This window comes from Nonomuraea turcica, assembly GCF_030718205.1.
Lineage (GTDB): Bacteria > Actinomycetota > Actinomycetes > Streptosporangiales > Streptosporangiaceae > Nonomuraea.
In genome coordinates, this window is the sequence record NZ_JAUZQF010000014.1 from 163032 (window position 1) to 176832 (window position 13801).

At 71.2% G+C, this 13801-nt stretch carries 15 protein-coding genes; 9 read left to right on the forward strand and 6 right to left on the reverse strand.

The features are described 5' to 3' along the window. Positions 1-205 precede the first annotated feature (205 nt). From Q9G87_RS33315 to Q9G87_RS33345, 7 genes are all read left to right on the forward strand, one after another. Positions 206-736 (forward strand): DUF4142 domain-containing protein, encoded by a 531-nt coding sequence (locus Q9G87_RS33315; protein ID WP_305920509.1) that lies wholly within the window; start codon positions 206-208, stop codon positions 734-736. Positions 737-804: 68 nt separating this feature from the next. Further along, positions 805-1161, forward strand: coding sequence for a PRC-barrel domain-containing protein (locus Q9G87_RS33320; RefSeq protein ID WP_305920510.1), 357 nt, complete (start codon positions 805-807; stop codon positions 1159-1161). A gap of 449 nt (positions 1162-1610) precedes the next feature. Further along, positions 1611-2522, forward strand: a complete 912-nt coding sequence (locus tag Q9G87_RS33325) for a hypothetical protein (protein ID WP_305920511.1) — start codon at positions 1611-1613, stop codon at positions 2520-2522. A 70-nt stretch (positions 2523-2592) separates the two neighbouring features. Next, positions 2593-2859 carry a hypothetical protein gene (locus Q9G87_RS33330; RefSeq protein WP_305920512.1) on the forward strand — a complete coding sequence of 89 codons (267 nt, stop codon included), beginning with the start codon at positions 2593-2595 and terminating at the stop codon, positions 2857-2859. 24 nt (positions 2860-2883) lie between these two features. Continuing rightward, positions 2884-4284 (forward strand): FAD-binding oxidoreductase, encoded by a 1401-nt coding sequence (locus tag Q9G87_RS33335; RefSeq protein ID WP_305920513.1) that lies wholly within the window; start codon positions 2884-2886, stop codon positions 4282-4284. A 94-nt stretch (positions 4285-4378) separates the two neighbouring features. Continuing rightward, complete coding sequence (locus Q9G87_RS33340) at positions 4379-5965, forward strand: MFS transporter (RefSeq protein ID WP_305920514.1); 1587 nt, start codon at positions 4379-4381, stop codon at positions 5963-5965. Positions 5966-5991: 26 nt separating this feature from the next. After that, a complete protein-coding gene (locus Q9G87_RS33345) occupies positions 5992-7131 on the forward strand; it encodes an FAD-dependent oxidoreductase (protein WP_305920515.1) in 1140 nt (379 codons plus the stop codon). A 143-nt stretch (positions 7132-7274) separates the two neighbouring features. On the opposite strand, the gene Q9G87_RS33350 is transcribed toward Q9G87_RS33345, so the two are convergent. Further along, positions 7275-7832 carry an NUDIX domain-containing protein gene (locus Q9G87_RS33350; protein ID WP_305920516.1) on the reverse strand — a complete coding sequence of 186 codons (558 nt, stop codon included), beginning with the start codon at positions 7830-7832 and terminating at the stop codon, positions 7275-7277. Positions 7833-7898: 66 nt separating this feature from the next. Here Q9G87_RS33350 and Q9G87_RS33355 point away from each other — a divergent pair, with 66 nt between their 5' ends. Next, the gene (locus Q9G87_RS33355) at positions 7899-8654 is read left to right on the forward strand and encodes a GntR family transcriptional regulator (RefSeq protein ID WP_305920517.1); all 756 of its coding nucleotides are present in this window, start codon (positions 7899-7901) and stop codon (positions 8652-8654) included. A 351-nt stretch (positions 8655-9005) separates the two neighbouring features. Here Q9G87_RS33355 and Q9G87_RS33360 read toward each other — a convergent pair whose 3' ends face one another. After that, the gene (locus Q9G87_RS33360) at positions 9006-9797 is read right to left on the reverse strand and encodes a helix-turn-helix domain-containing protein (RefSeq protein ID WP_305920518.1); all 792 of its coding nucleotides are present in this window, start codon (positions 9795-9797) and stop codon (positions 9006-9008) included. Positions 9798-9885: 88 nt separating this feature from the next. Between Q9G87_RS33360 and Q9G87_RS33365 the strand changes: the two genes are divergently transcribed. Beyond that, a complete protein-coding gene (locus Q9G87_RS33365; RefSeq protein ID WP_305920519.1) occupies positions 9886-10266 on the forward strand; it encodes a nuclear transport factor 2 family protein in 381 nt (126 codons plus the stop codon). A gap of 22 nt (positions 10267-10288) precedes the next feature. Here Q9G87_RS33365 and Q9G87_RS33370 read toward each other — a convergent pair whose 3' ends face one another. From Q9G87_RS33370 to Q9G87_RS33385, 4 genes are read right to left on the reverse strand one after another with little or no spacing between them, the layout of a single operon-like run. Further along, the gene (locus Q9G87_RS33370) at positions 10289-10951 is read right to left on the reverse strand and encodes a response regulator (RefSeq protein ID WP_305920520.1); all 663 of its coding nucleotides are present in this window, start codon (positions 10949-10951) and stop codon (positions 10289-10291) included. Next, complete coding sequence (locus Q9G87_RS33375) at positions 10948-12039, reverse strand: sensor histidine kinase (RefSeq protein ID WP_305920521.1); 1092 nt, start codon at positions 12037-12039, stop codon at positions 10948-10950. The genes Q9G87_RS33370 and Q9G87_RS33375 overlap by 4 nt, the downstream gene beginning before the upstream one ends. Then, entirely contained in the window at positions 12036-12716 is a 681-nt protein-coding gene (locus Q9G87_RS33380) for a hypothetical protein (protein ID WP_305920522.1), read from the reverse strand. Before Q9G87_RS33380 ends, Q9G87_RS33375 begins: the two co-directional genes overlap by 4 nt. Next, positions 12713-13786, reverse strand: coding sequence for a hypothetical protein (locus Q9G87_RS33385; RefSeq protein ID WP_305920523.1), 1074 nt, complete (start codon positions 13784-13786; stop codon positions 12713-12715). The genes Q9G87_RS33380 and Q9G87_RS33385 overlap by 4 nt, the downstream gene beginning before the upstream one ends. Positions 13787-13801 lie beyond the last annotated feature (15 nt).

A 13801-nucleotide genomic window follows, 5' to 3' on the forward strand; every position in this document is an offset into this window, starting at 1 on the left:
CCCGGCCCGTGGCCACCCAGGCGGCCACACGACATGGTCACGGTGCCGTTCGACGAGATCGTCGCCGTCATCGGGCGATCCTTGGCGGCGGGGAAACGGCCGCCCGGGCGCAGGGCGCGCCCAGGCCACCGGAATGCGGGGGTCATCCACGGGGTTGCGATTACTGTGCGTAGTGGAAAAGTGTCGCCATGTCATAGGAACGCCCATGCGTACACGCCTGACCCTGTTGCTGGCCGCCGCCGCGCTGGCCGGATGCGCCGAGGCGCCGACCAACACCGCAGCCCTGGCGCCGAAGACCGACACGCCGCCGTCCGAACAGGACAGGGCCTGGATGCGGACCATCCACCAGGGCAATGTCGCAGAGATCCAGACGGGGCGGCTGGCACAGGGCAAGGGCTCCACGAAGCGGATCAAGGCGATCGGCAAAACGCTCGTCCAGGACCACACCACCTTCGACATCAAGGTCGCCCAGCTCGCCACGCGGCTGGGCGTCCAGCTGCCCAAGTCGATCTCCGCCCATCAGCGGGAGGAGATCCTCCAGTTGCGGGCCGCCGTCGGTAAGGACTTCGACCAGGAGTTCCTCGCGACCATGACCAACGAGCACATGGCCGCGATCGCGGCCACCAAGATGGAGATCTCCCGCGGATCGTCCCCGGCGGTCGTCGCCCTGGCCAAGGAGGCGGCCCCGACGCTCGAGCAGCACCTGTCCGCGCTGCGCGGCGCCCATGGCGAGTGAGTGTGCAAATAGGGTGATATGGGGTATTCGTCACATTTAGGGCAGGTCATCGCGTCGGGGGGATCGTCGTGGCCACGCAGACCGAGATTCGCAACCTGCTCGAATGTCATGTCATCGGGCCGAACGGGGAGCCGATCGGCGAGGTCGGCCAGGTCTACCTCAACGAACGCACCGACGAGCCCGAGTGGGTGACCGTGCGCACGGGGTTCCTCGGGATGAGGCAGACCTTCGTGCCGCTGGCCGGCAGTCACCGCGCGGGCCACGAGATTCAGATTCCCTTCGATCGGGAAGCGGTTCACGCGGCGCCGCACATCGACGTCGACGGGCACCTGAGCGTGGCGGAGGAGATGGAGCTCTACCGCCATTACGGAATGGGGCCGAGCATTCCGGCGCAGCGCACCGGCGACCACGACAATCCGCTGTAGCCGGGTCCGCGCCGGGCGGTCGATTGCGACGAATCCGGTCTAGTGACGAATCACTATCGATCAGGTAAGAGCCGGGACTTGGGGGAGTGCCGCGGTAGCGGGCAGTAGCCGCCTCCTGCCAGCGACGCGCCGGTCGCCGAGGGGCCGTACGAAGGCCGGCGACCTGGTCGCGACCACTGTTCCAGGCTCCGGCGCGGACCTCTCCCGGCCGGTCCCTCACGCGTGCCGGAACCGTTCGGACTCTAGATCGGCCACGGCCCGTAACACCGGATTCACCTGCGGGAAGTCATCCGTTCACGCCGCCGCCTAGCCTCGCGGCGAGGGATCCATACTGTATCTGTTAAGTGCCAGTTGACAGAAAACGGCCCGCTGCTCACGATCAGAGCGGCAACATTAAGTGTGAATTTACAGGGATCGAATATGGCCCTCGGGTCAGGAGGTGGCCTCAGATGAGCATCGAGCCAAGGGCGAAGGTGGCCCCCGAGCGAGTGCCGCCTGTCTTAGAAGGCCCGGTACCGGTGGCTCCGGAGCACACGAGCGTGGTCCGGCGCATCTGCGCCAGGGTCGCGCCCGACGGCATGGACATCGGCGTCGGCGAGCTGCCCCCGGGCGGCCTGCAGGTGTGGATCGACACCCCCGCGCCGCCCGCCCCGCCGGATGCCTGGGTGCTCTACCACCGCATGGCCCGCGAGGTGTCCCTGGTCGGCTGGCACTGCGAGGCCGACCAGAACCGGCTGCTGGTGCTCGGCTGGAGCGCCGCCTGCCTGCACAACCGCGTACGCCTGCTGCAGAGCGGCCTGCGCCGCCTGTCCGACTTCGAGCACACCGCCCAGCGGGCCGTGCAGCTCGAGGGACACAACCCGGACGATCAGCCCGCCGCGCAGGTCGTGGCCGCCACGTGCGCCTCGATCCAGCGCCGGCTGCGCTGGCCCGAGCGGCTGGCCGAGCTCGCCGGGTTCGAGCGCAGCTCAGGACTGCCCCACCTGCAGCTGCTCCTGGCCCAGGTCATCGGCCTTGAGTCGAAACTGGCGACGGCCTGCGACGAGCACCTCGTCATGGCGCGGGTGCTCGCGGGCGCCGTCTGCGAGCAGTACGCGCGGCACTCCGACCTGCGCCGCGCACAACGGGACGTGCTGGCCGAGTCACGCCGATGGGTGCACGCCAGCTCCATGATCCGTGGCTCGGCCGCCCGGCCGAGCTCCACCGGCGGCGGCCGCCCCCACATGGGGCTGGCGGAACGCCGGATCGCCGCGAGCGTCATCAACCACGGTGTGCCGGAGCTCGCGCGGGCCATCCCCGCGGCGGTCATCCCACGGGCCGGACATCCCGGCCACGAGGAGGGCCGAGCTCCGGCGCGCTGACACTGACGCCGCTCAACGGAGAGCGGCCGCCCGGAAAACCCCATTCACATCCGGTAGGAGAGCTCCCGTCATGCGAACCCCCCCGCACCTGCCCGGCCGCACCAGGCACGAGTCCCACGACACCGACACCGTCCGCCCGCGGCGTCACCCCTACGCGCTGCACGAGGTTCCCGTGCAGTCCCCGCCGCGCGCGAGCTCCGCGGGCTCCGGCCCGCTCGACATCCCCGACGCCCTCCCCGACACCGACATCTTCGTCGAGCAGCGGCTGCTCGGCATCAGGGAGATGTCCAACCAGGCCATCGGCTCCATCGACGACCTGCTCCAGCACACCGCCTAGCCCGTAGAAAGCCTGAGGAGAGACATGCAGGAGCTCACGCGAGTGGAGCTGATGCCTCGTGACGTCGGGGGTCACCAGCCTCGCTCCATTGCGGGCACCGAGGCGCCGCGCACCCTCGACGAGGTCCGCGCCCTGGTACGGAGCGCCACGACGGCCAGGCGCCGCCTCTACCCGATCAGCACCGGCAGGAACTGGGGAATGGGCTCGTCCATGCCGGTCACCGATGACAACGTCGTCGTCGACCTCGGCGGCATGAACCGCATCCGCAGCCTCGACCTGGAGGCCGGGTTCGCCGTCATCGAGCCCGGGGTCACGCAGGCGCAGCTCGCCGCGGTGCTGCGCGACACCCCGTGGATGCTGAACGTCACCAACTCCTGTGCCGACACCTCCGTCGTCGGCAACGCCCTCGACCGCGGCGACGGCACCTTCCGCTCCCGCGTCCACGACGTGGCCGGGCTGGAGGCCGTGCTGGCCGACGGCAGCGTGGTCACCACCGGCGGCCTCGACCCGTCCGGCCGCTACCACGGCCGGGTCGCCGGACCCGACCTGACGTCCGCGTTCGTCCAGCACAACCTGGGCATCGTCACCGCCATGGCGGTCGCGCTGGTGCCGCGTCCCCAGACCGTCGGCCTCGTGCACGGCCGCATCCCGCGCGACCAGGCCGGCGTCGCGCTCGACGCGATGGCCGGCTTCCTGCGCCGCGGCAACCCCGCCGACGGGATGCTGCGCGTGCGCGAGCTGGCGCTCGTCCCGAGCCACGGGGACTGGCTGCTGCCCAAGGGCGCCGACCCCGGCCTGTTCACCATCATGGGGCCGCTGTTCGGCAGCGACGCCGCGGTCGAGCTGGCCGAGGAGCTGCTGCGCAAGGCGCTGGTCGAGGTCGAGGGCGCCGAGGCGCTGCGCGTTCTCGACGCCGCCGAGGTGCGGCCCGGCGACCCCCTGTACGCCAGGTCGCTCATGGCGCAGGGCATCCCCACGTGCCTGGGCGTACGCAACGCGCTCGGCGTGAGCTCCTGCGACCAGATCGACGAAGGCCGGATGGGCTTCCTGGCGCTGATGCCGCTGATGCCGACGAACGCGCGCAAGACCGAGCAGATCGTGGCCGCCCTGCAGACGGCCGTGGACGCGCACACCACCGCCCTCATGGTCGAGTGGAATCTCGTCAGCACGCACATGGCCAACGGCGTCATCCAGATCTTCTTCGAACGCGGCGCGCCGGAGGCTCCCTACCGGGCGCACCAGCTCCGCAACGACGGCAACTGCCTGCTGCGTGGCCACGGCTGCGCGATCTACCGCTCCGACATCGACCACGCCGCGGCCGACGTCTGGTCCGAGACCAGCACCGCCAGCCTCGGCATGCTCCACCGGCTCAAGACCGCGCTCGACCCGGACGGCCTGCTCTCACCTGGCCGGTACGGCGCCTGACTTATTTCGCCATAAACGACATGTCCATCCTCGCCGGTCGCACAGCCGGAGTGTGCCGGCCGGCGGAGACCACGCATAGCTTGGAGGTGACCACGTGCGTTCGTCACCGGCACGGGGGACGAGCACGGCCGGCGTCAGCCGCCGCCACGCGGTGATGCTGCGGCTGGTCGGTGCGGGTGTCATGTTCACGGTGATGGCCGACACCACGGCCACCACCCTGGCGGTCGGGGTGCTGCGCTACACGCCGGCAGGCGCCGGCATGCCCCTCGGCGACCTGGTCTGGCTGACCAGCTCGGCCTTCATCCCGATCGCGGCGCTGCTGGCCACCGCGGGCCGCTGGGCCGACCTGTTCGGCCGCCGCCGGGTGCTGGCCGTCGGGCTGGTGGTGTTCGTGCTGGGCGGCATCGCCACCGTCGCCGTGGACTCCTGGTCGCTCGTGCTGGCCGCACGGGCCGTTCAGGGCGCGGGCGCCGCGGCGATGATCCCGGCCAGCCTCGGGCTGCTCCTGGGGGAGCTGCCGGAGTCACAGCGGCGCGGCGCGATCGCGCTATGGAGCTCCGCCTCGGGGCTCGGCTGCCTGCTCATGCAGGCGGGAGGCGGCTGGCTGGCCGCTGCCGTCGGCTGGCGGTCCCTGTTCATCCCCGACGTCGTGATCGGCGTCGCGCTCCTGATCGCCTGCTTCGGGCTACCCTCGGGCAGACGCGCCGGCGCCAAGGGCCTGCCGGACGTGCTCGGCGCGTGGCTGCTCGCCGCCGGGATCGCGGTCATCGTGCTGGCCATCTCCAAGGCCATGGCCTGGGGCATGGACGTGGTGTGGCTGGCGCTCGCCGCCCTCCTCCTGCTGGGCGGGGCGCTCGCGCAGGCCAAGCACCACCGCCTGCCGGCCATCGACCTGGCGCTGTGGCGGCGGCCCAAGTTCGTCTGGGGCTGGCTGGCCACCTGGGGGTTCGGCGCGCTGTCGTACGGGCTGCTGACCGTCCAGCCGCTGTACCTGCTCCACCTCGGCTACCCGATGCTCGAGGTGGCCATGTGGCTGACGCCCACGTCGGTGGCCGTCGTCGTGACGAGCTTCCTGGCCGGAAAGATCGTCAAACGGATTGGCGCGTACGGCCTGATCTACGCGGGCTCCCTGCTCTGCGGCGGCGCCTGCGTGCTCGTGCTCACCCAGGTCGGGCCCACCGTCTGGGGACTGGTCGCGAGCGTCGTGCTCGGGATGGGCGTCGGCGCGCTGGCGCCGGGCACCTCGGTGGCCACCACTCTGGCCGCCCGCCCGCAGCAGTACGCCTCCGCCGTCGGCGCGGCCACCATGGCCCGCATGGTCGGCGGGGCCGTCGGCATCGCCGTCGTATCAGTCGTCATCGACCACCCGTTCGTGGCCGGGCCCTTCGCGGGCCCCTTCGCCGGCCTGGCCGGCGCGCTGGCGATCTGCGTGGCGATCTCGGTCCTCATGGGCGCGCTGGCCCTCACGAAGATCACCCGGCTGCGGCCCGACCCCGGCGACGTCATGATCAAGGTGCCGCGCCGGATGTTGCTGGAGTTGCGGATGACCCTCGCCACCGTCGCGGCGGAGGCGGACGCGTTGCTGCCTGTCGAGACCCGCACACCCCCCATGGACCACATCCCGCGGCCGCGGGCGGCCGAGGCCGGACCGCTCGCCGGGACCCGCGGGAATACGCACTAGTTCGAACCACCGAAAGGGCTCTCGTCATGGCAACCACATCGTGCGACGTAGCCATCGTCGGCGCCGGGCTCGGCGGCTGCTTCCTGGCCTTACTCCTGGCCCGGCGCGGCCGGCGCGTCGTCGTCATCGAGCAGGGACCCTCCATCCCCAGCGCCGGTGCCGACTTCCTCAAACCCCCGGGCCTGCGGGTGCTCGCCCGCCACGGGCTGGCGAACCTCGTCGAACGCCATGGCCTGCGGCGCGACATCATCCGCTACTACCACGACGGCGACCCGATCAGGGAATGCCGCTTCCCCGACGGCGGCTTCCTCATCCGCCCCTACAAGGAGCTCGTCGAGCTCATCTACACGTGCTGCGCGATGGAAGGCGTCGACTTCTGGTTCGACGCCGACATCGCCGACATCGCGGTCGGCGACGACCGGGTCGAGGAGCTCATCCTCTCCGACGGGCGGCGGCTGCGGGCCGACGTCGTCATCGGCGCCGACGGCACCAAGTCCGCCGTACGCCAGGCGCTCGGCATCGAGCAGGTCACGATGCCGTACGAGCGGCTGCTGATGCGGGTGGCCACCGTGCCGCTGACGGCCAGCGTCGCCCGGCTCAACCGGCTGTACTTCAGCTCCGACGGCTGGCTGACCTACCTCTACCCGCTCAACAGGGACCAGGCCAGGGTGTTCGTCGGCCTGCCCCCCGACGACGACAAGGAGATCTTCCAGGACGGCATCCCCGCCCTGATCGACGAGCTGAAGAAGTTCGTCACCGACAGCTCCGACGCCTTCAACGCGCTCCAGCCCGCCAAGTGGCAGCTGATCAAGGTCTCGTCGCTGCGGGTGTCGGCGTACCACAAGGGCAACGCCGCCCTGCTCGGCTCGGCCGCGTTCGCGTGCCACCCGATGACGGGCATGGGGATGAGCTACACGCTGCACGACGCGGAGATCCTCGCCGACGTCATCAGCGCGGCAGGAGGTGACGCGGAACTGCTGGACCGGCTGCTGTACGCCCGGTACGAGCCGCGCAGGCACGCGCACCGGGAGCTGATCGACTACGGCGACGCCCTGGCCGCGACCTTCCGCGACCGGGACGCGTACCTGGCCGCTTTCCGCCCGGACCTGCACATCTACGGCGAAGCGGCCGCGCCGGCCGAGATGCCGGCCTTGCAGCTCACCTGAGCAGGCGCCCCCGCCGCCCGCCATCCCGAACCGGTGAGGTCGTCCAGTGCCCCGCTGAGTGCGGTTGGGCAGCCCGATCCCACAGGCGGCGGGGGCGCCCTTTCACGCCACCGGCTCGCCCAGACAGGTTCCGCCTGGAGCGCTTAGGCCGGCGGCATGTGCAGGAGGAACAGGGTGTACGCGGCCAGGGTGGAGTCGTCGGTAACGAGCCCGTCGCGGATCATGCCTTCGAGCTCGGCCCGCGAGAACCACCGGCGGCGCAGGTCCTGCTCCTCGACCTCCGGCTCGGCCGCACCGTGGGACAGCTCCGAGGCCACGAACACATCGAACCCCTGCGACGACATGCCCGTCGCACAGTTGAGCCGTCCCAGGCGGCGCATCACCCGTGCCGTGATGCCGGTCTCCTCCAGCAGCTCCTGCCGGGCCAGCGACTCGGGGTCGCCCACGGCCAGCCCGGGCAGAGACCCCTGCACGAACTCCCACGACCGCGAGCGCACCGGATACCGGTATTGCTCCACCAGATGGAAGCCGCCGTCCTCAACGGCGATGACCAGCGCGAAGTCGGGCTTGTCCACGTAGGTGTAGATGCCCTCGGAGCCGTCCAGGCGGACGATCCTGTCCTCGCGCAGCCGCATGTACGGCGACGTGTAGGCGACTCTCGTGGAGATCTGGCGGATGGCGTGCTCGAATTCCGGCCTCATGTTCACCTTTCCTCTGGACTGCCGGACTAGTATAGCTGTATAGACAGCTAGCGCTATATTCGAGGGATGAACGCGACAGGCAAGCGGCCCGAGGACTTCGCACCCCGCTACTTCGTCATCGAACAGGCGCTGCGCGAGCGCGTGGCCGCCGCTCGGCCGGGCGACGCGCTGCCCTCGGAGAGCGAGTTGAGCGAGGAGTTCGCCGTCAGCAGGATGACCGCCCGCGCGGCCGTGCAACGCCTGGTCGCCGACGGCCTGGTGGTCCGGCGCCCCGGCCGGGGCACCTTCGTGGCCCTGCCGCCGAGCAGCCGCCGCGCCGAGAGCCTGGTGCGCTTCAGCGAGGAGATCCGCCGCCGGGGGCAGCGGCCCTCCTCTCGGCTGCTGTCGGCCGCCACCCGCGCCGCCACCCCGCAGGAGGCCGACCGGTTGCGGCTGGGCAGACATGGACGGGTCATCGCGGTGGAGCGCGTCCGGCTCGCCGACGACCTGCCGGTCGCTCTTGAAAGGGCGTTGTTCCCGGGCAGCCTGCGCGCCCTGCTCGAGGCTGATCTCGAGCAGGGCTCCCTCCACGCTGCCCTGAGCGCGCTCGGCCGCACCCCGGCCCGCGGCCACGCCCGCATCGGCGCCGCCATAGCGGGCGAGCGCGAGGCCGGCCTGCTCGCCGTCGACGCCGGCGCGCCGCTTCTGGTGGAGCACCGCCTGATCCTCGACCAGAACGACGAGCCGCTGGAGCTCACCGACTCCCTGTACGTCGCCGCCCGATACGGCCTCGACGTCGCCTTCGCCGTCGAGTCCCCGGGCATGGACGCCGTCCACCCGTGACCCGGCCCTTTCCCTGCCGAGCCTCCCTTGCGAAGGAGCCACGCTCATGACCTCCACCACCGTCGCCGACGTCACCAAGATGATCGACCACTCCCTGTTGCGCCCGGAATTGACCGACGACGACGTGCGCGCGGTATGCGCCCTGGCCGTCCGCTAAACCGGTAACCCGCAGTGAACCGGAACCGTGCGTCGAACAATCGACCATCCGCCCGTCCCGCGCACCCAACTCGACACCGGCCAGGATCCGCCGCTGCTCCACCGACGAACGAACCCGACTCCGTCGATGAACACGGTTGGTTCGCGTGGGGCAGAGTGAACAGCCGGGTTGGGTGCGGTGGGGAGGCCACCGTTTCATTCAGGGGGTGTTGCGGCTCCTGTCCGGAAGAAGCGGGCAGTGTCGTCATCGGCGGGAAAGTATGCCTCGACGGCGATCTCTTCCAGCGTGACGTCGAAGGCGGCGCCGAACGTCGTGACGGTGTTGATGAAGCACAGCTCCGCTCCGCGATGGCAGATGCGGATGGGCAGCGCGATGTCGGCGGGGTCGGGCGGCGCCTGGTCACCTTCGGGGCCGTAGGACAGCAGTTCCTCATACAACGCGCTCAGCTCGGGATCACCGGTCTGCGCCACCTGGCGGGCGAGCCGGGGCAGCAGAAAAGCGCGGACCTGCCCGTGGTTGCGCAGCTTCGGCGCGAACCCGTTCGGATGCAGGCCCAGCCGCATCATGTTGACCGGCGGTCGCAGTAAAGATGCATCGACGCCCTCCAGGAAGACGTCGATCGCGGTGTTGGCGAACAGCAGGTTCCAGCGACGGTCCACGGCGAGCGCCGGGTAGGGTTCGTGCCCCCGCAGGATCTGCTTCAGGACATTCCGCGCCGACGCCAGGTGCGGATCTTCCAGTGGCCGTTCCCGGACGACGGGGGCGTGGCCGGCCGCGACCAGGAGGCGGTTGCGCTCCCGCAACGGGACGCCCAGCTGCTCGGCCAGACGCAACACCATCGCGCTGCTGGGGATGGTCCGTCCGGTCTCCACGAAGCTGACGTGCCTGGTGGACACCTCTGCCTGGATCGCCAGATCGAGCTGGCTGAGCCCTCTGCGGCTCCGCCACTCGCGCAGCAGCTCGCCGACCGGCCGGTCCTGCATCATGCGGCGATTATCGCCCCGCTGCGTTGATCATCTCGATTACACGCCAGGTAATCGACAGGGCCGGGCGGCGGCTGGGACGGTTGCCCCCATGAGCGACAGCAGCAAAGCCGCACGCAACAAGCACCTCACCCTCCACGGCTTCACCCAGTTCGCGGCGGGGAACATCGACGTGCTCCGTACCCTCCTGCACGAGGACTTCATCGAGCACAGTCCGGGAAACCCCTCGGGGCGGGAGGCCTTCATCGCGTTCATCGCCGAGGCTCCCGTGGCCCGAGCCCGGCTCGACCTCAAACGGGTCATCGCCGACGACGATCATGTGGTGATGCACTATCACATGGCCACGGACGACGACCCGCGCGGTGTCGCCGTCGTCGACATCTGGCGGCTGGTCGACGGGGAGATCGTTGAGCACTGGGATGTCGTGCGGCCGGTGCCAGAAGCCGCAGAGGTTCCCCACGGAATGTTCTGAGCCGACGGTGCGGGACGGGGCATCAGGGGCGCAGGCCGCGCAGCCGCGACCACGAGAGGAGGACGTGCACGCGGTCCGGCAGCCCCAGCTTGGTCAGGACGCTCGACACGTGCACCTTCACCGTGTACCGGCTGATCACCAGGCGGCGCGCGATCTCGTCGTTCGACAAGCCCTCGGCGATCAGCTCGCAGACCTCGCGCTCGCGTTCGGTCAGCCGGTCGGCCGCTGCCAGCAGCGCCCGGTCCTCGTCGGTGGGCAGCAGAGGTTGCAGCGCCTCGATCATGCGGGTGGTCGCCTCGGGCGCCAGCACCGACTGCCCGGCCGCGACGATGCGGATCCCGTCGCGGATCCGCTCGCCCGGCGCGTCCTTCAGCAGGAACCCGCTGGCCCCGGCCTGCAGCCCGGCGTAGACATAACTGTCCAGGTCGTACGTCGTCAAGATCAGCACGCGGGACGGCCCGTTCTGCCCGACGATGCGGCGGGTCGCCTCGATGCCGTCCATACCGGGCAGGCGGATGTCCATCAGCACCACGTCCGGCCGCAACTCGGCGACGGCGGCGACGGCCGCCGCCCCATCGCCGACGGCACCTACCACGGTCAGGTCGCCGGCCGCCCCGACCAGCCGCACCAGGGCCTCCCGCAGCAGCTGCTCGTCGTCGCAGATCAGCACCCGGACGCCGGTCACGTGACGCTCCGCAGCGGCAGCGTCGCGCACACCTCGAACGTGTCACGCTCCCGGGTCACCCGCACCGACCCGCCGAGCAGCTCGACCCGTTCCCTCATGCCGATCAGCCCCACGCCCGCCCCGTTCCCGATCGTCGCGCCGCGCACCGGGTTGACGACCCGGATCGTCAGGAGCGACGGCGCGTACGCCAGCACCACCCGCACGTCCACCGCCCCCGCGTGCTTGGCCACGTTGGTCAGCGCCTCCTGCACCACCCGGTAGGCCGCCAGTTCGATGCTCGCGTCCACCTGCCGTACGTCACCTTCGCGTTCCAGCACCACCCGCGGCCCGCCCGGCGGCAGCGCCGCCACCAAGTCCTCCAGCTGCTCCAGCTTCGGCGGCGGGGACAGCGGGTCGTGCCCGGACGGCTGCCTCAGCACGCCGAGCAGGCGCCGCAGCTCGGCCAGCGACTCCCTGCCGGTATGCGCCACCCGCCGCAACGTCTCCTCCATGCCCTGGCGCGTGTCGGCCCCGGCCTCGGCGTCCACCACCATGGTCGTCACCGAGTGGTTGAGGATGTCGTGCAACTCCCTGGCCAGCAGCGCCCGCTCGCGTTCGGCCGCCCGCCGCTCGGCCTGCTCCCGCTCCGCCTCCAGGAGCATCGAGCGCGCCCGTAACGCGTGGATCCGCTCCCGCTGGCGCCCGTCGACCCGCCCGACCGCCCAGAACCCGACGAACAGCAGCGCCAGCGCCGCGTACACCGCCACCACCCGCAACGCGTCGCCGACGGCGACCAACGTGAACGGTAACCCGGTGAGGAGCAGCGCCAGCACCCCCACCACGCCGATCACCCGCCGGTCCCCGCGGCCCCACGCCCCCAGACGGGACGCGGCGACCAGGGGACCGACCAGGACCGGCATCAGCAGCAGGGCCATCAGCATCAGCTCCAGCCCGACGACCACCCACAGCGCCGCCAGGGGGAACCGTCGCGACCACATCAACGCCACCGACTGCGCGCAGGCCAGCGGGAGCAGCACGGCGAGCCGGGCGTCCTGCCCGAGCAGCCAGCCGGCCAGCGGCGGCAGGCCGGCCAGCAGGCCGTCGCTCATCCACTCCAGGAGGGTCGGGCGCTCTTCCTGATCTGCCGGGTACGCCGCCAGCCGACGGCCAGCAGCACCGCCACCGGCGCCCACGGCGCCAACGCGATCGTCCAGCTCAGCGGCAGCGGCGGGCCCGGCTGCCCGATCACGGGGACCGGCAGGACCCCCGTCGCGGTCCCGCCCGGACCCTCCACGGCGAACTCGAAGCGCCACGTACCCTCCTGCTGCAGCGAGACGACGTCCAGTCCCCAGACCTGGCGGGCGCGCGGGTGCCGCGGCAGCACGATGCCGTCGCCGCGGCGCTGCAGGACGATGCCCTTCAGCCCCCTGCGGTCGCCGTCCGGCGTGACCGTCGTGACCAGCCCGGTACGCCCGTCGATGCCGCCCGCGGGCTCGAAGGCGAAGTCGAGCGACTGCATGGCGCGGATCGGCCACCTGGTGAACGATACGGTGATCGTGGACTGATCGCTCATCCGCAGGGTCTCGGTGTGAACGATCTCACCCGGCAGGGGCGACGCGGCACTGGCGCCGCTCGCCGTGGCCGGAGCCGCGGCGAGCAGCAGAGCCGCCACCGCCGCGATCAGCCCCACCAGCGCCCGCCGCACCAGGCGGCCGCCATCGGTACGTCCCGCGCCGAGGCGGATCAGGCGGCCGCCATCGGTACGTCCCGCACGGACGCGGATCATGCGGTCACCGTCCTGACCGCCAGCGGCTCGCGCAGGCCGAAATGGCGCAACATGGTGGCGCACTGCCAGCCCAGCCAGCCCATTCCCGCCCCCACGGCCGCCACCGCCGGCAACGTGACCAGCAGGTTCATCTCCAGCCCGACCACGTTGTAGAAGATCGCGGTGTTGAACCCGGCGAGCACGCCGACCGCCGCCGTGATCCTGAGCGGGCCGACGCCCCGCCTTACCGCCCAGGCCACCGCCCCTCCGGCCAGCAACGCGATCAGCGGGAAGGTCGCCGGGTGCGCGATCAGGGCCTGCGGCGCGTTCGCGGCGTAGTCGCGCATCGGCTGACCGATCGCCTCGGCGTACCAGCGGGTGGCGGCCGGCGCGAACAACGCGAGCGCGCCCTGCACGACCAGGAACGCCAGACCCGCCGCGGCCGGCCACTGCCAGCCCCGGGTCAGGCCGACGATGAGGCTCAGGGTCAGCGCTCCCACCGCGCCGAGCCCGAGCACCCGCGGCGCCACCCCCGGCAGCCAGCTGAAGACCAGCTCGGACACCATGCCGAACGCCGACGTCGAGCCGAAGGTGGCCACGCCGACGGCCAGCGCCAGCCCCCACCGCTCGGCCCGGGTCCGGCGCAACACGGCGAAGGCCATCACCATGGCGAAGACCTCGACCTGGATCGACAACCCCAGTCCCAGGTGCGAGGGCGTCGCCCCGGCCGCGATGTCGAAGCCGTACAGGTCGTGCCACCACAGGTCGGAGCCCGCGTACGCCAGGTTGCCCGACGCGCCGAGCCCGCCGACCAGGAACGGCCAGGGCGCCCGGAAGGTCCGGAACACCGTCACCGACGGGGTGGCGGTGACCGGCCCCCGTGCCCACGTCGACAGCAGCACCACCGTCAGGCAGGTCAGCCCGATGATGGCGGTCCCGCTGTAGAGCAGCAGGTGGGGCGCGGTCCAGAAGTTGTCGGGACCCACGTCCCCGTGCCACTGGCCGTCCCACACCATGCCGGTCAGCAGCGTGGTGTAGCCGAACAGCAGGAACCAGGCACCGGTCACCTCCCGGCGCGGGACCTCGCGCACGGGCGCAGAGTTTGT